Here is a 22,752-nt window from a genome sequence, read left to right as displayed (position 1 = left end):
CAGCTTAATACCAATACAGCTACCGACTTATCTTTCCCAGTAGGATTCTTCTAAGCTATCTTCGCGCTCAGGTAAACCACGGGATAAACGCGGACTATGCTGGGCTAAGACTTCATAGGCGACGCGGTTAGCGTACTTACACACTTGCGAAAACGAGGAATAACACAGGCCATCGCGCTTATGTTTACTCGAACCCGGTACGTTCGTCTTATGAAAAGTATTAGCCGCCAGATCGTGCAATAACGCCGATAAGGCGCCATCGCCAGCGCCATTAGTGTTACCGATTTTTTCTGGGCCGCCCATGTAAGGTGAAATGTGGGCAAACACTTTGATTGGTGTTTCACAGTCACTTTTAAGCTTTGGACGGGAGAATTCGTAGCGGTTAAATTCAGGGATAGCACCCGGCAACAAGGTGTGCGTCGTTTCGCGTTTTTCAGAATCTTCGGTATAACCCGCAGTATAAAGCCCGATAGGCCCCGCCGTGGTTAATACCATGTCGCACCATTCCAAGGCTTTTTCACTGGCAAGCAGAGGATCCCGTGAACCCGTTAAGGCTTCACCTTCGTCTTCATTCATCGCCAAAATGGTGACATGTTCTTTGATGAAGTTTTGCCACCATTGTGGATCTTCTTCAATCAAGAAACGCGTGCCTAAGGTTAATACCACGGGAACTTCGGCGGCTTTTGCATATTCGATAGCGCACATGGCCGCATCGGTAATACGGTCGCCATCGCTGGCGCGCATTAAGTATGCAGTCAACACTAAGGCTGAACTGCCCTGCACTACGTCTTTATCGATAAATTCAGGCGTGAGTTTATCCATCGCCCCTTTGCTAATCGCAAATGTCCGCTCGCCACACTCAGAAATCAGGGTAAAACAGCGACCGATAGGGCCATCTACAGGTTGTAGAAAGTTAAGGTCGACTTTAGAAGAGGTATTACATAAATAGCGGTAGGCGTAACTGCCTACTTCGATATTCTGGCTCATTACCCCAAACAGCACTGAACGGTCATCGGCCAGAATAGAATAATTGTGCACTGTGTTACCAATAGTGCCACCAGCAAATTCATCGCTAATCAAACCATGAATTTTTAACTCAGTGTAGAGTCTGTGGGCCTGTTCATCATTGATCAGGGTAGAATTGCCTTTGGGCAAGCCATAACGGCTCAGCAATTCGTCTTCCACTTTCGCTTCGATATCCACTAAGGTTTGATCAATACCGCTGATATAGGTCGCAAACGGCTGAGGCTGTTGAGTCAGCTGTTCAAGCAGCGGATCTCGGGTTTTAACCGGAAAATAATGTTTTGATTTACGCTGACCGGGAAACTTCATAGTGGCTCTCTTTTCCTGGCATCCATGCTAATTGGCGTCTGCCGAGGCGGTCAAGCCAAGCAGCATCCTAAAAATATTGAGTCTAGGCTAGCGAGACAAAAAAACCACCCCTTAGCCGGAAGGGCGCAGATTCTATCACAAAATCAGTTCGAAGCCAGTGCTCCAATACCCAAACAACCTGAAGATGTAGGATTCAGCGGGAATTTAACGGAATGGTTCAGACAAGGCCATTTATTGCTCCTGCATAAATGGCATTCACGCCATCCATGGCGATTGCGGCTATTTGCAGACCTAGTGGGCTAAGTTAAAAATAGTCAACACAGTATAAAGTGCGTTACCCCGTGTTTAACATCAGCCGCCGGGACGGAGCGCCTAGGGCACTTCACTTCCGTGTTGCATCAATTCAAAAGGTGGCCGACATTCTGTCATTGATGCGCCTTGAATTGAAGCACCCTAGGCGCTCTGAAACTCGACTCTTCAGGTGGCTTGGGTATGGGCCCAAGATACCGCTTGTTCTTGGATTAATTGCCGTAATAATTCAATGTGTAACTCATCGTCGTTCAAACAAGGGATAAACCGATAGTCGCTGCCACCCGCATGTAAAAAGGTTTCCTTAGCGCCGATGGAGATTTCTTCTAAGGTTTCGAGGCAATCGGTCGCAAAAGCTGGGCAAATCACATCGACACTTTTGATCCCTTGCGCAGGTAACTCGGCCAATAGTTTATCGGCGTAGGGCGTGAGCCATTCTTCGCGGCCAAAGCGCGATTGGAAGCACACTTGCCACTGCGACTCGCTCAGCTCAAGTTTTTGCGCCAACAGTTTAGCCGTGACAAAACACTGCTCGCGGTAAGGATCGCCCTCTTTCACATAACGCAATGGAATACCATGAAATGACAAGAGCAACTTGTCGGCCTGCCCATGGGTTTTCCAGTGGCGCGTCACACTGTGTGCCAGCGCAGCAATATAAGCGCTATGGTCAAAATAGTCTTTATTAAAGCGAACCTGCGGTATGTCACGCACGGTTTTAAGATAGCTGGCAACGGCATCGAACACGCTGGCCACAGTCGAGCAGGAATATTGGGGATACAAAGGCAGCACAATAATGCGCTCTGCTCCTTGGGCTTTCAGGCGTTCAAATCCCGCATCGATGGAGGGATTGCCGTAACTCATGCCCAGTTCAACCGGGATGGTCTGGTTAAACGTGGCGCTTAAGTCCACCGCCAACTTTTGTGCTTGGCGTACACTTATCACCATCAAGGGCGAGCCTTCTGGCGTCCACACGCTTTGGTAGAGTTTGGCGACTTTAGTCGGACGGGTGTTGAGGATAATGCCGTTCAGCAGCGGTTGCCAAATCCACGGTGATAAATCGACGACACGGGGATCACTTAAAAACTGCCTTAAAAATCGTTTTACGGCCTTAGGGCTAGGTTCATCAGGCGTGCCGAGGTTAACCAATAACACACCAAAAGCAGGGGAAGGATTCAACGTTAGGCTCATGGTTAATGAAGTTCACTTGGAGGCTAACATTCAGATGCCCATAAAAAAAGCCTGCATCGGCAGGCTTTTTTCTAATATGAGAACTCGTTCTCGTAAATTAAGCTTTTTCGGTTATTTCAACACGCTGGCAAGCTGCTCACTCACGGCCGCAACCGATTGAGTACCGTCAAACTTGTTGTATTGAGTTTGGCCTGCAGCAGCCACTTTACCGTAGTATTCAACCAGCGGCTTAGTTTGCTCGTGGTAAATCGCGAGGCGTTTACGCACTGTGCTTTCTTCGTCATCTGGACGAATAGCTAAATCTTCGCCAGTTACGTCGTCTTTACCTTCCACTTTAGGTGGATTGAAAACCACATGGTAAACGCGGCCAGAACCTGGGTGAACACGGCGACCGCTCATGCGCTTAACGATTTCTTCGTCTGGCACGTCGATTTCAATCACGTGATCAATGCTAATACCGTTTGCCGCCATCGCATCCGCTTGTGGAATAGTACGTGGGAAACCGTCTAACAAGAAACCTTTAACACAGTCTTCCTGTGCGATACGCTCTTTAACCAGACCGATGATCAGATCATCAGAAACCAGTTGACCAGCATCCATCACTTTCTTCGCTTCCAAACCCAGTGGAGTACCGGCTTTTACCGCGGCACGTAACATATCACCAGTGGAAATTTGTGGGATACCATACTGTTCCATAATGAACTGGGCCTGGGTACCTTTACCGGCACCTGGGGCGCCCAATAGGATAATGCGCATCTCAAGAGTCCTCTTTTCGCATTGATATTCTTCTTAGGGCGGCGATCTTCGCACATCTGGCCGCCATTGAGAAGGCTTTTAGCTTCGACTTTAGCCTCAGAAACCGCAAATAAACTGCCGTTCCTTAGGCATTTTCATCATTAATAGAGCAAGGTATAGAGTTTACGGCGGTATTGATTAGCTATGGGATTACCTTGGCCAAGTGCCGTTAATACTTCCATAAATACTTGTTTTACTGTGCCATTTTCAGCACCTAAATCTTTACTGAGCACACCGAATAACAGATCTAATGCTTCATCATCGCGGTGGGCGGCATGCAATGCCTTACTCAGTTCGAGTAATAACACTAAATCTATTGGATTTTGCTCAAACTTTTGCTGCAAATCGCGAATTTCAGGGGTATCCGCCGCATCAAGGGCAAGTGCGAGCTTGGCTTTTAAACTCTGGTAGTAACCGTCTTGGTCGGCAAGCCCGACTTTCTCAAGCATGGCTTGCGCTAACACTAATTCGCCCTGCATAAGATACACATCGGCGAGCACTAAACTCACCTCACCCGCTTGATTTGAGCCTGCATGCGCGTCTTTAAGCAACACGGCAGCAGTGGCAAGATCCTCTGCGCTCACTTGACTAAGTGCGAGTAATGCTTTGGCCTGTGCCAACTGTAACTGCCACATTGGCGGTAAATGTTTATCCAGCATGGCTGTGACTTGCGCCGCATCTTGCAGGCCAGCAAAACCATCGACAGGCTGACCTTTATCCAATACTAACGTGGTCGGTAGACTTTGAATGCGAAAGTAATTGGCAATTTCTAATTCTGCTTCACAGTCAACTTTAGCGAGCACGAATCGACCCGCATTTTGCTCGGCAATTTGCTCTAAGGTGTGCAGCATAGCCACACTTTGTTCCTGCGGCTGTGCCCAAAATGCTAACACCACGATCTGCTGCATCGAGGCGTCAACGACTTGCTGAATATTGTCTTTAGTCAGGCTGAGGATATTGTCCATAGTATTCCCTTAACGTTTAAGGCCTCAAACATAGGAGGCCTTATGCTTTTAAAACTAAGTGTTAGCACTCAGTTTCAACGCGCTATTTTAAAATCGTTGTCTTAACAGCTTGTATACCCAAGCAACCTGAAGAGTCGAGTTTCAGAGCGCCTAGGGTGCTTCAATTCAAGGCGCATCAATGTCAGAATGTCGACCACCTTTTGAATTGATGCAACACGGAAGTGGAGTGCTCTAGGCACAAACCACTCTTCCTGCACTAGAAACAATATCGGGGCCGTTCAAAGAAAGGCCCCGATAGTCATTTACTTCATGTTAGCCAGTAACATTTGGTTCATCAGCTTGATAAAGGCCGATGGATCCGCAAGGCTACCTTTTTCAGACAATTGCGCCTGTTGCAGCAGCAGATTCGACCAATCCGCGAAGGCTGCTTCATCTTGAAGATCATTTAAACGCGACACTAATGGGTGCGCTGGGTTGATCTCAAATGTCGGCTTCACTTCTGGCACTGGTTGACCGGCAGCTTGCATCAGCTTGATCATCTGAGTCGACATTTCGCCTTCACCCGCCACGACACAGGCTGGGGTGTCGGTTAAGCGTGACGTGACTTTCACATCCGCAACAGTCGAGCCTAATGCCGCTTTAATGCGTTCAACTAAAGCTACCGATTCTTGCTCAAGCTTTTCTTGCGCTTCTTTTTCAGCTGCATCTTCCAGCTCGCCAAGTTCTAAATCACCGCGGGTCACTGAGTGCAGTTGTTTCTCTTTGTACTCAGTTAAGTGGTTGATTAGCCACTCGTCGATACGCTCTGACATCAGTAAGACTTCGATGTCTTTCTTACGTAACAACTCTAAATGTGGGCTGTTAGCGGCGGCTTCATGGCTGTCGGCAACAATGTAATAAATCTTAGTTTGGCCTTCTTTCATGCGGCTGATGTAGTCATCGAGTGACACAGTCGGCGCAGCACTGCCCGTGTGGGTCGAGGCAAAACGCAATAAGCCAGCAATACGCTCACGGTTGGCGAAATCTTCCGCAGGCCCTTCTTTCAGCACTTGACCAAATTCAGCCCAGAACTGTTGATATTTTTCCGCATCGTCTTTCGCCAGTTTTTCCAGCATGCCAAGCACACGTTTGGTGATACCAGTACGCATCGCTTTGGTCACGTGGTTATCCTGCAGAATTTCGCGGGATACGTTCAGCGGCAGATCGTTTGAGTCAATTAAGCCCTGCACGAAGCGCAGATAAGATGGCATAAATTGCTCGGCGTCATCCATGATGAACACACGTTGCACAAACAGTTTTAGGCCGTGTTTACGGTCGCGATTCCACATATCCCAAGGCGCTTTTGCAGGAATATACAATAGGTTAGTGTATTCTTGCTTACCTTCTACCCGATTATGACTCCACAGTAGTGCATCGGTATAATCGTGGGAAATGTGTTTGTAAAACTCTTGATACTCTTCGTCACTGATGTCAGCTTTATTGCGCATCCACAAAGCCGTGGCTTTGTTCATGACTTTCCATTGGCCTTCGGTCGCAGGAATTTTTTCGCCATCAGGACCATCACGCTCTGGCGAGCCTTCTTGCCACATTTCAACTGGCACAGAGATATGATCTGAGTATTTAGTGATGATCGAACGCAGGCGCCAATCATCGGCAAATTCTTTTTCTTCATCACGCAGGTGCAGCGTAATTTCAGTACCACGGCTCGCCTTAGTAATGGTATCAACGGTGAAGTTACCCTCGCCTTCTGATTCCCACAATACGGCTTCATCGGCCTTATGACCGGCAGCACGGGTGCGAACGGTGACTTTTTTCGCCACGATAAAAGCCGAATAGAAACCGACACCGAACTGACCGATTAGCTGGGAATCCTTTGAGGATTCGCCCGATAGATTCTTAAAGAAATCAGCGGTGCCCGACTTAGCGATTGTGCCTAAATGCTCAATTACGCCGTCACGGGTCATACCCACGCCGTTGTCTTCGATGGTCACAGTGCCTTTTTCTTTATCGGCACTGATACGGACTCGCAGTTCACCGTCGCCTTCATAGAGTGCGTCATTGGTCAACGCCAGATAACGCAGCTTGTCCGCCGCATCCGCAGCGTTGGAGACCAGTTCACGCAAGAAAATTTCTTTGTTGGAATACAAAGAATGGATCATCAAATGCAACAGCTGTTTGACTTCTGTTTGAAAACCATGAGTTTCTTGTTGTGACATGAAATTTTCCTTTATTTGTTACGCAATTTGGTAAAAGTAACGCTTAGTGTTTACTAAATGGGGCTCCAAATTTGCTTTTCAAGGGCAAGGGCTAAAACGAGGTTCGAATGGCTAAAAATAAGGCGCTTGATGAATACCAAGCGCCTTATATGTGTGCTTTGAACATCAGCCGATGTAGGCGTTAGTCTTGGGCTAGTTCTTTTTCTAACTGTTGGGCTATGGCTTCGGGCGATCCACTGTTACGGGCAAAGAGTCCATAAGCGGCTGGGATCACGAAAATAGTGAATAGGGTTGCCAGTAAAATCCCCGACAACACAACCACACCAATCACAAAACGGGTTTCAGCGCCCGCGCCTGCGGCCATGACCAAAGGTACGGCGCCAGCGGCGGTGGTGATGCCAGTCATCAGAATAGGTCGTAGACGCTGCGCCGAGGCTTGGATAATCGCCTTATCAAAATCAACGCCTTTATCCCGCAATTGGTTCGCAAACTCAACAATCAAGATACCGTTTTTGGCCGCCAACCCGACCAGCATAATAATGCCTATCTGACTGTAAATATTAAGACTCTGCCCCGTGAGCCACAAACCAATTAAGGCGCCCACGGTCGCCAGCGGCACAGTCAGCATGATGACCATAGGGTGAATGTAACTCTCGAACTGCGCCGCCAGCACGAGGAATACAATTCCCAGCGCGAGCAAGAACACGAAGTACATAGAGCTACCCGACTCTTGATAATCGAGGGATTGGCCCTTATAGCTAATTACCGCCTCTGCTGGCAAATAAGCACGCGCCAATTGATTCATATAATCAAGGGCTTCACCTAGGCTATAACCATCTTCTAAACTGGCTTCTATGGTGATAGCGCGCATGCGGTTGTAACGGTTAAGCGAACTGGCGTCGGCAAACTCTTCCACCGTCACTAAGTTCGACAGCGGGATAAGTTCTTGAGTCCGCTCGGAACGTACATAGATGTTTTGCAGATCTGCTGCGGTATTTTGATTACCGCGCTCGCCTTCAACGATCACATCGTATTCTTCACCGTCACGCATAAAGGTCGTGACTAAGCGTGAGCCCAACATGGATTCCAACGTACGACCAATATTTGAAATCGACACCCCAAGGCTCGCCGCTCTGTCTCTGTCGATGACGACGCGAAGCTGCGGCTTAGTCTCTTTATAGTCGTGATCTAAACCGAGTAATTTAGGATTCTGTGCCGCCTTTTGCATCATAATATCGCGCCAGCGGGCCAGCTCTTCGTAGCTTGGGCCGCCAATCACAAACTGCACGGGTTTACCGACGCCACGGCCAAAAGCTTGGCGCATTACAGGAAACGCTTGCACCCCAGCGAGATCGGCAAGCCGTTTGTTAATGTCTGCAATCACTTCTTTAACGGGGCGACGTTTGCCCCAATCTTCCAGCACGACGATGGCCATACCATTAGAGAAATCCGCAGCGCGGCCAAAACCACGGGGGGCACGAATGAGCAGACGTTTGATATCACCCGTGTCAACCAATGGCATCAAGCGGTTTTCCACTTCATTCATGTAGGATTCTATGTATTCGTAACTCGCGCCTTGCGGTCCGTTAACCATCAAGAATAACGAGCCTCGGTCTTCCTGCGGCGCAAATTCCTGCGGCACTTTTTGAGCTAAATAGGCACTTGAGCCCAAGGCTATCAACACCAAAATCGACATCAATAACGGGTGGGCCATGGCAGACTTTAACGATAATTGATAACGTTTTGACACTTTGGTCATGATGCCGTCAACCTTACGCACCAACCAAGAATCCTGCGAGCTAGGCTTGAGCAACTTAGAACACATCATAGGTGTGAGCGTTAAAGCCACTAGGCTAGAGAACAGCACGGCCGCACTCATGGTCACAGCAAACTCTTTGAATAGTTTACCTAAGTCGCCTTCAAGGAAAGTGATTGGCATAAACACGGCGACCAAGACTAAGGTGGTTGCGATGACCGCAAAGGCCACTTCACGTGCACCGAGGAAGGCCGCTTTTAAGGGCGAATCTCCTTCTTCAATACGGCGGTGAATGTTTTCCAGCATCACAATCGCATCGTCCACCACCATGCCGATGGCGAGGATCATCGCCAACAAGGTCAAAAGGTTGATGGTATAACCAAGCGCATACAGCACAATAAAGGTGCCAAGCAAGGACACAGGCACAGTGATCGCGGGGATCAACATGGCGCGCACACTGCCAAGGAACAGATAAATCACGATAATCACTAGGACCATCGCAGTGAACAGGGTTTGGTACACTTCTTTAATCGAGGCTTCGATAAACACTGAGCTATCGTAGCTGCGCTTAATGGACATGCCCGCTGGCAAAGTTGGATTGATTTTGTCGACCAGCGCATTCACCGCACGCGCCACTTCCAAGGTATTGGCGGTTGACTGCTTAGACACGCCTAAACCTATCATCGCCTCTTTGTTGCCACGGAACATAATCCGCTCTTCTTCAGAGCCGATTTCCACCCGCGCGACATCCCCCAGTTTAACTAAGTAACCATCTTCCCCTTGGGTGATCACTAGATTTGCGAAATCTTCGGCGGTGCGATAACCCCGCTCGAGCCTCACCGTAAAATGCCGCTCCTTGGATTCAATCGAACCTGCGGGTAACTCGACGTTCTCGGCTCTAAGCGCTGACTCCACATCGGCAACCGTTAAACTGCGCGATGCCAAGGCTTGTCTGTCGAGCCATATCCGCATCGCATACACTTTGCCGCCGCCAATACGCATCCGCGCCACACCATCGACCACTGAAAAACGGTCGGCTAAATAACGATTAGTGTAATCGGTCAATTCGAGGGTAGTCATTTGATCCGACACCAAATTGAGCCACATGATCACTTCATCGCCGCCATTGGCTTTTTGCACTTCTGGGGGATCAGCTTCCTCGGGTAAATTGTCGAGTAAGCCAGAAATGCGGTCGCGCACATCGTTAGCCGCATCTTCAATATTGCGGCTAATATCAAACTCTAAGGTGACGGATGAGCGGCCATCACTGCTCGATGAACTTACGTGCCGAATGCCTTCGACACCGCTGATCCTGTCCTCAATCAATTGGGTAATGCGGCTTTCCACCACGGCGGCACTGGCGCCACGGTAGTTAGTGTCGATAGACACCACGGGCGGATCGATGTTTGGGTATTCACGCAGGGGTAATTTATCAAAGGAGACAAGCCCGAAGGCGACCAGCAGCAAGCTGATCACTGAGGCAAATACGGGACGTTTTACCGAGAGATCAGTGAGGATCATACACTTGGCTCCGCGCTCGTATCCGCAAGATAACTAAACTTTTCCGCGAACTCAGTTTGCACTTTATCCCCAGGATGGACTTTCAATAAACCACGGATCACCACGTTTTCGCCCAAGGCTAAACCGTCTAAGATCTCAACCCAACCACGGGTACGAATCCCGATAGTGACTTGTTTACGCTCAATCACATTGTCGGCATTAACACTGTAAACATAGTGATCATTTTGGATTGGGATAATGGCAGATTCTGGCAACATCAAGGCTTCGCGGCTACGTTTGATGAGTTTGACCTTCATTAACATCCCCGGTAATAAGCGCAGCTCAGGATTGGGAATTTCGGCGCGGACGATCACAGTGCGCGTCGTTGGGTTTACGCGGCTATCAATCGAAGTCACTACGCCTTTGAAGGTAAAATCAGGGAAGGCCACGGCTTTGGCTTCAACTTTCTTGCCCGGCGCTAAATCTTGAATAAAACGCTCAGGTACTGAAAAATCGAGTTTAATCTTAGAGATATCATCGAGCGTGGTAATTTCAGTGCCGGGCGACACTAAACTGCCGACACTGATTTGACGTAAACCTAAACGGCCATTAAAAGGCGCAAGAATACTGCGATCATTGAGTGATGCTTGCGCCTGTTCAAGCTCTGCGCGGGTGGTATCGATAAGGGTTTGTAATCTGTCGCGTTCTAACTCTGCCACAGTGCGGCTGGTGACTAACGAACTGATACGGTTGAATTCACGTTGATTATCACTGACTTTAACTTGCGCGGCTTTTACCTTAGCAATCTGTTCCGCATTTTGCAGTTGGACTAACAAGTCCCCCTTCTTAACTATGTTACCATCATCAAACTTAATCGCTGTCACTATGTCGGTGACTTTAGGGGTTATAGTCACTGATTCTGCGGCTTTGTTGGTGCCGATGGCTTCCACTTCATCGCGAATAGGTGCCATCGCGGCGGTGGCAATCACCACGTTGGGCATAAGGTTAACTTGCGCTTTGGCAATCTCTTGCGGTTGCATGGCTTGATATCCAAACCATGCCGCAGCCAATAGGGCGATTATTAGAATAATTTTTTTCATCGGGCTTCCAAGGGATGACTCGCATTAATAACGGCTAGTTTACTCACTCACATCATCGCATCAATACGTTTTACTTTTTCTTACAAATTACGCTGATAGCGCAAAAATAGGTGTAATTAAGTGTCTTTGGCGATATCAGTGGCAGAACAACCAGAATGCAGTACGATAACAAGGTTAATTAGTGATTCTTACCATAGATAATAGATTAAACAGAACTTAACACTAAAACCACTCGAAAAATATTGATATAGAGACAATTAAATCCTAAAACATCGTTTGCTTAGATAATCGTCAAAACCTGTTCTAATCTCAACTAAGCCCCGATCCATAAATCGCAGCCAATAAAAAAGGGCGATAATTCGCCCTTTTCGCATCAATCGTTGAAATTAACGCAGCTTGCGTTCTTCTTTCATCAGGTTTGACAGTGACTGATACACATTGGTAACGACTTCATCGCTTAATGGCTGATCTTCAGCATCGCGGAGGAAGATCTTAGTGTCTTCAGGTGTATCACCATCTTCAAGCAGTAAACGGTAGCTGCCTTCTTTGAGCGCTAACTTATCGTCGCCCCACAATGAACTCCAGAAACCCGAGTTATCGTCAAACTTGATAAAGTACAATCCTTTCGCGCTATCCATATCGGCAATTTCGAAGCCCATTTCCGGCAGCACGATACGCAGACGATCCCACACTTGTTTGTAAGGGGCCTTAGCAGACCAGTAGGCTTTGCCTTCTTCTGGCGTGACTAAATCAACATTGATACCTAAAGTTTGCTTCAAACGATTCGCTTGGATCGCTTGGTCACGTTTAACGCTGATGTACGCAATAGCACTGTTCAGCATATCAATCGTGTATCTTTGTTTATCTTCGCCGCTTAATAACACGTTTTGTGCTTTATCGTCGTAAAACTCTTCGTGTTCAACTAAGTGAATAACGATATTCGCTGTACGACCATGTGGGCGCGTTTCCACATCAAAACGATAGCGTTGACGCAGCAGATAAACTTTATCTGAGCCCCACATGTTTGATTCGATCACTTCGCGACTTTCGATCCAATCGGTTTCTATACTGCCTTTTTCGACATCACGACTACGAACGGCAATCCCTTTTTGGGCCAAGAAACCATCTAAATTAGTAAAGATTTCTTGTTTTAAGTCCACCGAATTGTCGATAGATTCGACCACGATTTTAATGTTGTCGCTGCCCTCTTCCACGTGAGTACCTTCAGCCATAGGCAGCACTTGCAATGGCGGGCGGATATCTAAACTTTTACCATAGAGTGAAGCATTGGCTTTAGGGCCTAATGCCGGCACATCGAATTCTTTATTGTAGGGCGGTGTTTTCAATCCAGCAGGGATCTTAAGCAAAGGTGCTTGCTCAGCCTGAACATAGTCTTCAGTACCGTTCGCTTGGCGACGCTCAAGTGGCGAACTACAGGCTGCAACGGCAGCAACTAAGATCAGTGGGGTGACTTTCTTTAACATTAATTATTTAACCTCTATCTGGGCACGAGTCATTGCTTCTATCAACAGACCATGACATTGCTCAGAAAGTTCAGTCAAAGGTAAACGAATATGGCCACATTCAATCAAACCCATGCGATGGGCAGCCCATTTTACTGGGATAGGATTGGCTTCACAAAATAGTGTGCTGTATAAACCGCGCAGTGGTGTGTCTATACTCAGCGCAAGCTCAGCATTACCCGCCAGCGCCGCATCACACATAGCTTTAAACGCTTGTGGCACTATGTTGTTAGCGACTGAAATAACACCATTACCGCCTAAGAGTAAGAACTCTCTGGCAGTGGCATCATCGCCGCTATACAAGAGGAAATCGTCGCCGCACAGTTCGCGCAGACGTTTTACACGTGATAAGTCACCGGTCGCTTCTTTCACGCCAATAATGTTGCTCACGTTGACTAACTCGGCAACGGTTTCTGGCAACATATCGACGGCAGTACGGCCAGGGACATTATAAAGAATTTGTGGAATATCTGTGCTAGCAGCAACCGCTTTATAATGCGCAATCAATCCCTTAGGAGTTGGCTTATTATAATATGGCGTTACGCCAAGCATAGCGGCGACACCCACCTTAGATAAGGACTTGGTGAGCTCAACGGCTTCAGATGTGGCATTGGCACCATTGCCACCAATGACAGGAACGCGGCCCGCTGCAAATTTAACGGTTTGTGAAACGACCGTTACATGCTCAGACATAGGCAGAGTCGCTGACTCGCCGGTTGTACCAACGGCCACAATGGCATCTGTGCCTTGGTCAATATGGAATTCGACTAACCTTTCAAGACTTGCAAAATCTACTGAGCCATCACTGTTCATTGGCGTGATTAAGGCTACGATGCTTCCGTTTATCATCTGACTTTCCCCAAGATTTCAGGATTCGCTATGGTACTGATGCCAACCACTAATGACAAGCATTAACGGGGCTCTCAAATTGAATTAGTTATGGTAGCATTACGTCCCGCACAAAAACTCAGCTTCAACCCTGAGTTTTCGCTCTATGATATCGAAAAAGTGAGGAAAATTCATGACCAATTTCCTGGTCGTAACAGCGATGGGTCTCGACCGTCCTGGACTCGTAAGTAAACTAGCTCGTCTTGCCAGTGACTGTGACTGCGATATCGTCGACAGCCGTATGGCATTATTTGGTAACGAATTTACCCTTATCATGATGTTGTCAGGCTCGTGGGCATCAATAACGAAAATTGAAAGCATGCTCCCCAGTCTCAGCGTTGAGTTAGAACTGCTGACGGTAATGAAACGCACCTCTAAACACACACCACAAAATTACCTTTCTCGCCTTGAAGTTCGCTTCACAGGTAAAGACCAGCGTGGCACGATTAAACGCATTACCCAGTTCCTTGCCGACAGGTCATTAGATCTGGCTGCGGTACGCTCTTTCTCAGAAGAATTGCCTGACAGTGAACAAACCCAAAACGTGTCGCTGACCATTAATATTCCTGAAAAAGTTGAACTAGAAAAGCTCGAACAGAGTATCTATCAACTCGCCCAAGATATGACCTTAGATTGCACTATTCGTCGTATGGAAGGCACAGCCATTTTAGAGGACAGAGGATAATAGATGAACACCTTAACGGCTGGGGCAAAAGCGCCTCAATTTACCCTACAAGATCAACATGGCAACTCAGTTTCACTGGCGGACAGCCTCAAGCAAGGTCCTGTTTTAGTGTATTTTTACCCTAAAGCAGCGACGCCGGGTTGTACAGTGCAAGCCTGCGGTCTACGTGACAGCAAAGCGGCGCTCGATAGCCATAATGTGACAGTATTTGGCATTAGCCCAGATCCTGTGGCTAAACTGGCAAAATTTGCTGAGAAACAAGCACTCAACTTCACTTTACTGAGCGATGAAGACCACAGTGTCGCCGACGCGTTTGGGGTCTGGGGTGAAAAGAAATTCATGGGAAAAACCTATGATGGCATCCACAGATTAAGCTTCCTTATCAATACCGACGGCACCATCGCCCACGTATTCGATAAGTTTAAAACCAAAGATCACCATGAAGTCGTGCTCGCGCAAATCGCAGGTTAATGACAGATATGGCGACGAATACAAGGCTTCAAGCTGCTGATTTAATCGGCACAAAAGTGTAAATGTCGTGGGTTGATGTCAAAAGGCTGAATAAATAATCGGCAATCGATAACGAAAAGGTCCTGAAATCAGGACCTTTTTCATGAAAAATTTTCACTTTCATATCACAAGATACGATCTTACCGAGCAAAAAAACCGCAAAAGCATTCAGCTAGCCCGTATTCTATGGCATCACAACGTCGGTTTATCCTGCCACATAGGGCCAAATAATCGCGGCGGCAATACTCCACATGGTTAACCAAATAAAACGGTCAAGATAACGCCATGCCGCTGGGCGAGTAAAAATGGGCGCCAGCAAACGCGCACCAAAACTTAAGCCAAAAAACCAAATAAACGATGCCAGTACAGCACCCGCGCCAAACCAAGGCCGATGTAAATCATCAAATTGAGTGCTAATACTGCCGAGCAGCACCACAGTGTCGAGGTACAAATGCGGATTAAGCAGACTGATCCCAAGCGTGGTCAACACGGCCTTTTTGAAGGTATCGGCACTATCAGCCTGCTCCATCTCAATGCCTTTGGCCACAAACGATGCCTTGAGCGCATTCGCGCCATACCAGAGTAGAAACGCGGCGCCACCGAAACTCGCCACATGCTTAATGGTCGGGAAAGATTCAATGATGTGCCCCAGCCCCGCCACACCCGCAGTGATCATCAGCGCATCAATGATAGAGCAGAGCAAGGCAATCGGTAACGGGTACGAGCGCTTGATGCCTTGCTTAAGCACAAAGGCATTTTGCGCGCCTACAGCAATAATCAAACTGCCACCAATTCCCATACCTTGTATAAATGCCGCTTGCATAACCACCTCTCATGTTCGAAGAAGGCGCTAGCATAGTCAAAACAACAAAATTAATATAACTAATGTTTTTTATGTATCATAAGTAAAATTAATAATCATCAAACACACATCGATTAAGGATGACTATGCTGGAATACGCCAATCTCAAAGCCCTTGCTGTTGTGGTCTCAGAAGGCGGATTCGATCGCGCCGCCAAAGTGCTGCACATCACCCAGTCAGCAGTATCGCAACGTATTCGGCAACTTGAGGAAAAAGTTGGTCAGTCATTACTTATTCGCTCCAATCCTGTGGTCGCGACACCCACAGGCAAACGCCTACTGCGCCACTATTCGCAGGTGCAATTACTTGAGAGTGAATTAAGAGCCGAGATGGACGCCGACGATCCCAACCATCCGACCACAGTGCGTATTGCTGTGAATGCCGATAGCTTAGCCACGTGGTTTTTACCCGCGCTGGCTGGCATGTTCAGTCGCCACGCTTGGTTATTGGAATTAATTGTCGATGATGAGTCTTACACCCATCATCTATTGAAAAATGGTGAAGCAGTCGGCTGTGTCACCACAACCGAAGTGCCGATGGCGGGTTGCAGCAGTGAGTTTTTAGGGACGATGGAATATTTGTGTGTGGCCACGCCCGAATTTGCCGCGCGCTATTTTGGTGAGCCGAGCGACACTCAGTCACTTAGCAACACTCAGCCATTTAACGGCATTAGCCAAGCCCAGTTAGCGAAGGCGCCAGCAGTGGTGTTCTCCACCAAAGATAAGCTGCACGAGAAGTTTCTCGCCCAATATTTCAATATGACGCCAGGGCAATGGTGGCAACATACTATCCCCTCTTCAGAAAGTTTTTTAGAAGCGATTAACTTAAGCTTAGGTTATGGACTCGTCGGTCATCTGCAAGCGAAGCCATTAATCGATCAAGGGATACTGATTGAGCTCACGCCAGAGCGTCGCATGCGCGTGCCACTCTTTTGGCAGCATTGGAATATTAAGGCGAAGCAAACGACACTGGTCTATCGCGCCCTTGCTGCAACCGCGCAACACAATTTACTGCAGGTATGATTTGTTGCATCAAGACAGAACAAACAATACGCATGAATCTACAGCGATTTACCCGCGATGGTGTTTAACGCGGTGTGATGATTCTCATAGCGGCACCTTTTGCTTCATCAAATGTGAGTTAAATGGTAGGCATAAAAAATCGGGCTCAAACCAAAGTTTGAGCCCGATTTTGAGAGTCATAGATCTAATCTCAAGTGAGGCTTAAAACTTAAACCTAACTCTCTCTTTATTAGCTTGCTCTTAACGCTGCAATACGTTTTTCTAATGGAGGATGACTCATCATCATTTCCGCCATTGAACGTTTGCCGTTAATACCAAAGGCAGACATTTGTGCAGGCATTGCCGTGCTTTCTGGACCTTGGCGTAAACGCTCAAGCGCAGCAATCATCTTGCCTTTACCCGCTAAACGGGCCGCGCCTTCATCGGCTTTGTACTCACGAATACGGGAGAAGTAAGCGACGATGATTGAAGCCAAGATACCGAATAGCATATCAAGCACGAACACCACGGCCATGTAAGCGAACATACCTAAACCTTCGCCTTCTTCATCATTGCTCGACACGAAATTGTTGATAATGCCGGCAACCACACGGGCTGCGAAGATCACGAACGTGTTAACCACACCTTGAATAAGTGTCAAGGTCACCATGTCACCGTTAGCTACGTGGCTCACTTCGTGGGCTAATACGCCTTCAATTTCATCTTGGCTCATGCCATATAACAGACCCGTACTCACAGCCACCAATGAATTGTCTTTACTTGGACCTGTTGCAAACGCGTTCATGTCGGGTGATTGGTAAATCGCCACTTCTGGCATTTTAATCCCCGCTTGCTTAGCTTGACGGGCAACCGTCTCTACTAACCAACGCTCAGTGCTATCACGTGGGGTGGTGATCACTTCACAACCCATGGTCTTTTTCGCCATCCATTTTGAAATGGCTAAGCTGATAAAGGCCCCACCGAATCCAAAAATGGCAGCGAACACCAGCAGTCCACCCATAGTCGACGTGTTAACGCCTAGAATAGACATCACAATTGAGGCTACTAGCAACACAGCTAGGTTAGTCGCAATCAATAAAAATATACGCTTCATTTCAGCTCCTTTAGGGCAAGAATGTGCCATTTAACTTTGCTCAAAGACATAATATGTCCAAATCATCGAAATTCAAGTGGTAAAAGAAAAGAGTTTTTAAAATAGGTTATTTTTCTCGTATATAGACACTGCCTTTCATGGCCGAGAGTCTAGGGACAGTATATTAATCGAAACTTAAATCTAGCGGCTATCAGTGCTACAGCGCAATTCTGCTTTATTTCTCTATGTTTATCGGGATTAATCTTTGTTAACATGCCTGCACATTCCGAGATTTCAGGATATAAAATGACAATCAATGCCCTACTACTGAGCAGCTCTCGTGTCGGTGATACACCTTACCTTGCCCACGCGATCCCTTTTATTAAACCGCTTACCGCCAAGGCGCAGAAATGGATTTTTATCCCCTATGCTGGCGTCAGCATGAGTTATGACACTTATTTAGCGTCTGTAGTGACAGGGTTAAGTGAGCTTGAACTCGATATCAGTAGCATTCACCAGCATCCCGATCCACAACAAGCGATTAAAGATGCCGACGGTATTTTAATCGGTGGCGGCAACACTTTTCATTTATTGCACCAACTATATCGTTATGATCTGGTTAAGCTAATTGGTGATCAAGTCGCCCAAGGTAAACCTTATATCGGCTGGAGCGCGGGGTCTAACGTATCAGGGTTAAGCATTCGCACCACGAACGATATGCCCATCATCGAGCCGCCATCGTTCAAGGCATTAAACTTAGTACCGTTCCAGCTCAATCCGCATTATTCCAATTACCAAGCACCGGGCCACAATGGTGAAACCCGTGCCCAGCGGTTATTAGAGTTTACAAAAGTCGACCCATTAACCCCTGTGGTCGGCATAGTCGAAGGCTCAGCCCTGTGGCGTCAGGGAGACAAACTCTCACTCTTAGGTAACCAACCTGCGTATTTGTTCTGCGGAGAACAGCAAGAAATACCTATCCCTGTGGGCAGCGATCTCTCAAACTTACTCAAACCATCGCTCTGAAAGGCATGTTCAGAGTCACTTTTTTGAGGCTCACAAAATAATGTGAGCCTCAACCACTAATATTGTTTTCTTTAAGTCATCGTTTGAACTAAATCGGTTGTTATCAAATTAACCTTCATTACTGAATTCACTAAGCAACCAAGAGTTTAATAGAGGGCACATTCATTCGATTGAGTTATCAACAGAGTAATGTGGCATACAACGGCTAAATAGCATCCGTCATAATTTATGTTACAAATATCAAGCTTCGCAGGTAAAATTACTGCTCGCCACAGCTATTCGAATCCAACAACTTCGGGCTTTGTCGCAGACAAATTATTAATAATTAGGGATTAAATAGTTCAAACATCTTTAGCTAGACTGAAACATATTGCATATCTGCCTATGGATCAGCGTCATTTTAGTAAGGAGTTTCCATTTTGCGAATGAATCATATGATGAATTACCCTACCGGTTATCCGGCATTACTCAAAAAACTACCTTTTTTCATCTTGACCGCCATCGTCTACGTCGTCGGCATCAATAACGTCAATGCCGCACAGACAACCGCAGCACCTGCGCCTGTCCCAGAAAAAAAATCTAAAAATTTTACCCACGATACTGTAGTCGAACTCGCGCAACAACTGTCGCAAAAGCCATTTAAAGAAGCCAAGAAAGCGCCTAAAGAGCTGATCGATCTTGATTTTGCCACCTATGGCAAAATCAATTATCAAGAAAATGCCGCGATTTGGGGCGGTACACCCACTAAATTTTCGGTACAGCTTTTTGCTCCGGGTTTTCTCTATAAAAACCTTGTCGATATCGACGTGGTAGAAAACAGCAAAGCGATACCGATAGAGCTCACAGAGGCCTCGTTCGATGTGCCCAGTGACGCCATTGAAAAACTCATCACCCAATTAGGTCAATATGCTGGCGTGCGTTTGCATTACCCCATCAATGACGATGAAATGAAAGATGAATTCATCATGTTCCAAGGCGCGAGCTATTTTCGCGTACTGTCTAAAGGCCAAACCTATGGCCTGTCGAATCGCGGTTTAGCGATAGATGTCGCCCAGCCTAAAGGCGAAGAATATCCATTGTTTAAGCGCTTTTGGGTTGAACGACCATCCAAATACCAAACGGCGATTGTGGTGCATGCCCTGCTCGACAGCCAAAGTGTCACGGGGGCCTATCGTTTTGGTATTTACCCTGGCGCACCATCACGTGTCGAAGTGGATGTAACCCTGTTCCCACGCAAAGATATTCAACATGTTGGCCTTGCACCACTGACCTCTATGTTCCTATTTGGTGGATTAGATAACTCGGATAAACCCGATTACCGCCCAGAAGTACACAACTCCGACGGTCTGCAAATCGATCGCGGTAATGGCGAGCGTCTATGGCGCCCCCTAAATAACCCCAACAAACTGCAAGTCAGCGCCTTTGCCGATGAAGATATTAAAGGTTTTGGTCTGATCCAGCGCCACCGTAAGTTCGAAGACTATCAAGATCTGAGTGCAAACTATCAACTTCGCCCTTCAGCGTGGATTGAGCCACTCAATGATTGGGGCAAGGGTCAGCTGGTGTTGATTGAAATCCCATCGAGTGCAGAAACCAACGACAACATAGTTGCCTATTGGGAGCCGCAAGGCGGCCTGAAAAAAGATCAACCCTATAAATATTCCTATCGTATGACAGCGTCAAACGACAGCCCTTCGATCGCGTCAAAAGCGCGGGTAGTCCGCAGTTCGAAGGGACAAGTGCTCAGCAAGGGTAAAGAGTTACTCGTCGACTTTAGTAATATCAAGCCACAAGATATTGATAAAATTAGTATCGACGCCAGTATCAGCAAAGGCAAAATCCTGTCTACTCGGATTGTTGCGCGCCCTGACATCAATGGCGCACGGGTATTTGTCAGCTTCGAACCAGAAAGCACCAATGTAGCGGAACTGAGATTACAGCTTAAGAAAGACGATAAACCCCTCGCAGCGACTTGGTTATACCGCTGGAATAGCGACGATTGGCAATAGGTTTTTGTTTATTAGAACCATTACCGAACGAGCATCAACTAACCCTATCGCGTTAATAAAAAGCTAGAGTTAATTAAAGCGTCAGTATTTACTGGCGCTTTTTTATACCTAGCGTTTATCGAGAGATTTTATTGATAAGTTTTTCATTCCTAGATTTATCTAAGCATAAATAAGTTAAACCAAAGCAAAAAACTCACGACCTGTTATTTCGCCGAAATAATATCACGGCTTTTGCTCTGAGTTCACTGCACAAAGAGTTAAATCCACATAGCTACTGGCTTGCTTCAAAATGATGCTATCAACTTCAAACACACCGCCGTTACGTGATGCAATGGTTTTCAGCACTCCGCCCCATGACTAACCCGCAGCAAGAAGCCCTGCTAACTAAGGCAAGCGAGATTAGTTCAACACATTGAGATAATCTCTTATATCGGAAACGGCGCACTCAGCGTGTCAGTCAAGTTTGGCCTTAAACCTCTCGCGAACAATACTGACTGAATGTGGAAATCCAGATGCAAAAAAAAAACCAACTTTCGTTGAGGCTTTATGCTATTCATACAGAATAATGGTACCCGAGGCCAGACTTAAGCTTTTATCGGCAGCGGCACGCCAAGCGTGTTAGTCAAGTTTGGCCTTAAATCTCTCGCGGACAACACTGACTAAATGTGGAAATTCAGATGCATAAAGCCCCAACTTTCGTTGAGGCTTTATGCTATTCAAACAGAATAATGGTACCCGAGGCCAGACTTAAGCTTTTATCGGCAGCGGCACGCCAAGCGTGTTAGTCAAGTTTGGCCTTAAATCTCTCGCGGACAACACTGACTAAATGTGGAAATCCAGATGCAAAAAAGCCCCAACTTTCGTTGAGGCTTTATGCTATTCATACAGAATAATGGTACCCGAGGCCAGACTTGAACTGGCACGCTGTTACCAGCGAGGGATTTTAAATCCCTTGTGTCTACCGATTCCACCACTCGGGCAAACTCTGAATATTAACAACGGGAATCGTGTCATTAATACATTAATCTATGGAGGCGCGACCCGGAGTCGAACCGAGATCGACGGATTTGCAATCCGCAGCATAGCCATTCTGCCATCGCGCCATAGTTGCTAACTCTGATTAACCAAAATTAGACTTCAAGAATATTGGAGCGACATATCGGGTTCGAACCGATGACCTATACCTTGGCAAGGTATCGCTCTACCAACTGAGCTAATGTCGCATTGTGTTTTGCTATTGACTCAAATCAACAAGGTATCGTATTTCACCTTACTAATAGAGCGAATATCACATTTCAATATTCAGTAGCGTTAAGATTTTGTTTTCACATCGTCTCTTGTCTACGGGGTGGCATTCTACCGATTTACCACCCAGTGTCAACCGCTGTTTTATCGATAACTTACTGCTTGCACACTAAATAATCTCTTTGATTTTTTATTGCACTATTCAGCAGTCAGATCTTTCCAAGCGGCTAAAATGTAACTCATCATTGACCAAAACGTTAATACTGCGGCGATATATAGCAGCACAAAAGCGGCATTGGTCATTAAAGGATTGTATTGCCAAATAAGGCCAATAATTGCCACCATTTGCGCGGCAGTTTTATATTTACCAATCCAAGACACGGCGACAGTGCCACGTTTACCTATCTCAGCCATCCATTCTCTCAACGCTGAAATGACAATCTCGCGGCCAATCATGAATAGTGCAGGCATAGTCAACCAGATATTGGCATATTGATCGACTAACAGCACTAAGGCTGTGATCACCATCAACTTGTCAGCGACTGGATCGAGGAAAGCGCCAAAACGGGTTAATTGCTTCAATTTACGGGCAGCATAACCATCTAATGCATCCGTTAACGCCGCGAGCCAAAAGGTAAAGGCGGCAACAAAAGGGGTCCAGTCATAGGGTAAATAAAACAGCACCACGAAAATGGGCAGTAAAAAAAGCCTGAAAAGAGTTAATGCTATAGGTAAGTTAAACGGCATGA

Annotated in this window: 18 protein-coding genes and 3 tRNA genes; 5 read left to right on the top strand and 16 right to left on the bottom strand. The window is 46.9% G+C overall.

From position 1 onward, the window contains the following. Positions 1–27: 27 nt before the first annotated feature. The 9 genes from K5Q99_RS03855 to dapA all read right to left on the bottom strand — a co-directional run bounded on the left by K5Q99_RS03855 (position 28) and on the right by dapA (position 13,533). Entirely contained in the window at positions 28–1,332 is a 1,305-nt protein-coding gene (locus K5Q99_RS03855; protein WP_028759658.1) for an inosine/guanosine kinase, read from the bottom strand. Positions 1,333–1,809: 477 nt separating this feature from the next. Further along, positions 1,810–2,829 carry a ferrochelatase gene (gene hemH, locus K5Q99_RS03850; RefSeq protein ID WP_220776100.1) on the bottom strand — a complete coding sequence of 340 codons (1,020 nt, stop codon included), beginning with the start codon at positions 2,827–2,829 and terminating at the stop codon, positions 1,810–1,812. A gap of 111 nt (positions 2,830–2,940) precedes the next feature. Then, complete coding sequence (gene adk, locus K5Q99_RS03845) at positions 2,941–3,585, bottom strand: adenylate kinase (RefSeq protein WP_006082054.1); 645 nt, start codon at positions 3,583–3,585, stop codon at positions 2,941–2,943. A gap of 140 nt (positions 3,586–3,725) precedes the next feature. Continuing rightward, positions 3,726–4,589 carry a co-chaperone YbbN gene (locus K5Q99_RS03840; protein ID WP_220776099.1) on the bottom strand — a complete coding sequence of 288 codons (864 nt, stop codon included), beginning with the start codon at positions 4,587–4,589 and terminating at the stop codon, positions 3,726–3,728. A gap of 302 nt (positions 4,590–4,891) precedes the next feature. Then, complete coding sequence (htpG, locus tag K5Q99_RS03835; RefSeq protein ID WP_220776098.1) at positions 4,892–6,805, bottom strand: molecular chaperone HtpG; 1,914 nt, start codon at positions 6,803–6,805, stop codon at positions 4,892–4,894. Between the two features lie 181 nt (positions 6,806–6,986). After that, positions 6,987–10,082, bottom strand: coding sequence for an efflux RND transporter permease subunit (locus K5Q99_RS03830; RefSeq protein ID WP_220776097.1), 3,096 nt, complete (start codon positions 10,080–10,082; stop codon positions 6,987–6,989). Then, complete coding sequence (locus K5Q99_RS03825; protein WP_220776096.1) at positions 10,079–11,161, bottom strand: efflux RND transporter periplasmic adaptor subunit; 1,083 nt, start codon at positions 11,159–11,161, stop codon at positions 10,079–10,081. The genes K5Q99_RS03830 and K5Q99_RS03825 overlap by 4 nt, the downstream gene beginning before the upstream one ends. Positions 11,162–11,547: 386 nt before the next feature. After that, a complete protein-coding gene (gene bamC / locus K5Q99_RS03820; protein ID WP_220590492.1) occupies positions 11,548–12,645 on the bottom strand; it encodes an NlpB/DapX family lipoprotein in 1,098 nt (365 codons plus the stop codon). Positions 12,646–12,648: 3 nt separating this feature from the next. Continuing rightward, positions 12,649–13,533 carry a 4-hydroxy-tetrahydrodipicolinate synthase gene (gene dapA, locus K5Q99_RS03815; RefSeq protein WP_107947968.1) on the bottom strand — a complete coding sequence of 295 codons (885 nt, stop codon included), beginning with the start codon at positions 13,531–13,533 and terminating at the stop codon, positions 12,649–12,651. Positions 13,534–13,705: 172 nt separating this feature from the next. Between dapA and K5Q99_RS03810 the strand changes: the two genes are divergently transcribed. Both K5Q99_RS03810 and bcp read left to right on the top strand, forming a co-directional pair. Further along, positions 13,706–14,257: a glycine cleavage system transcriptional repressor gene (locus K5Q99_RS03810; RefSeq protein WP_012089477.1), complete on the top strand. Its 552-nt coding sequence runs from the start codon at positions 13,706–13,708 to the stop codon at positions 14,255–14,257. A 3-nt stretch (positions 14,258–14,260) separates the two neighbouring features. Next, positions 14,261–14,728 (top strand): thioredoxin-dependent thiol peroxidase, encoded by a 468-nt coding sequence (gene bcp / locus K5Q99_RS03805; protein WP_012197276.1) that lies wholly within the window; start codon positions 14,261–14,263, stop codon positions 14,726–14,728. Positions 14,729–14,972: 244 nt separating this feature from the next. Here bcp and K5Q99_RS03800 read toward each other — a convergent pair whose 3' ends face one another. Then, on the bottom strand, positions 14,973–15,590 hold the full coding sequence (locus K5Q99_RS03800) for a LysE/ArgO family amino acid transporter (protein ID WP_106650801.1): 618 nt from the start codon (positions 15,588–15,590) through the stop codon (positions 14,973–14,975). Between the two features lie 125 nt (positions 15,591–15,715). Between K5Q99_RS03800 and K5Q99_RS03795 the strand changes: the two genes are divergently transcribed. Continuing rightward, positions 15,716–16,651 (top strand): LysR family transcriptional regulator ArgP, encoded by a 936-nt coding sequence (locus K5Q99_RS03795; protein ID WP_220776095.1) that lies wholly within the window; start codon positions 15,716–15,718, stop codon positions 16,649–16,651. A 229-nt stretch (positions 16,652–16,880) separates the two neighbouring features. On the opposite strand, the gene htpX is transcribed toward K5Q99_RS03795, so the two are convergent. Beyond that, on the bottom strand, positions 16,881–17,744 hold the full coding sequence (gene htpX, locus K5Q99_RS03790; protein WP_006082065.1) for a protease HtpX: 864 nt from the start codon (positions 17,742–17,744) through the stop codon (positions 16,881–16,883). A gap of 285 nt (positions 17,745–18,029) precedes the next feature. Here htpX and pepE point away from each other — a divergent pair, with 285 nt between their 5' ends. Further along, positions 18,030–18,749, top strand: a complete 720-nt coding sequence (gene pepE / locus K5Q99_RS03785; protein ID WP_220776094.1) for a dipeptidase PepE — start codon at positions 18,030–18,032, stop codon at positions 18,747–18,749. A 425-nt stretch (positions 18,750–19,174) separates the two neighbouring features. Beyond that, complete coding sequence (locus K5Q99_RS03780) at positions 19,175–20,758, top strand: glucan biosynthesis protein G (RefSeq protein WP_246604381.1); 1,584 nt, start codon at positions 19,175–19,177, stop codon at positions 20,756–20,758. Between the two features lie 222 nt (positions 20,759–20,980). Here K5Q99_RS03780 and K5Q99_RS22700 read toward each other — a convergent pair whose 3' ends face one another. The 5 genes from K5Q99_RS22700 to pgsA form a co-directional block, all read right to left on the bottom strand. Continuing rightward, positions 20,981–21,103, bottom strand: coding sequence for a hypothetical protein (locus K5Q99_RS22700; protein ID WP_281422422.1), 123 nt, complete (start codon positions 21,101–21,103; stop codon positions 20,981–20,983). Between the two features lie 548 nt (positions 21,104–21,651). Then, positions 21,652–21,738 (bottom strand) — tRNA-Leu (locus K5Q99_RS03775). A 49-nt stretch (positions 21,739–21,787) separates the two neighbouring features. Next, positions 21,788–21,861: transfer RNA gene (locus K5Q99_RS03770), tRNA-Cys, on the bottom strand. Between the two features lie 44 nt (positions 21,862–21,905). After that, positions 21,906–21,981, bottom strand: a tRNA-Gly gene (locus K5Q99_RS03765). A gap of 220 nt (positions 21,982–22,201) precedes the next feature. Then, positions 22,202–22,750 carry a CDP-diacylglycerol--glycerol-3-phosphate 3-phosphatidyltransferase gene (pgsA, locus tag K5Q99_RS03760; RefSeq protein ID WP_006082068.1) on the bottom strand — a complete coding sequence of 183 codons (549 nt, stop codon included), beginning with the start codon at positions 22,748–22,750 and terminating at the stop codon, positions 22,202–22,204. Positions 22,751–22,752 lie beyond the last annotated feature (2 nt).

It is taken from the genome of Shewanella hafniensis (genome assembly GCF_019655335.1).
In the GTDB taxonomy this organism is placed as follows: Bacteria; Pseudomonadota; Gammaproteobacteria; order Enterobacterales; family Shewanellaceae; genus Shewanella; species Shewanella hafniensis.
This window is presented reverse-complemented; position numbering and strand designations above follow the sequence as displayed.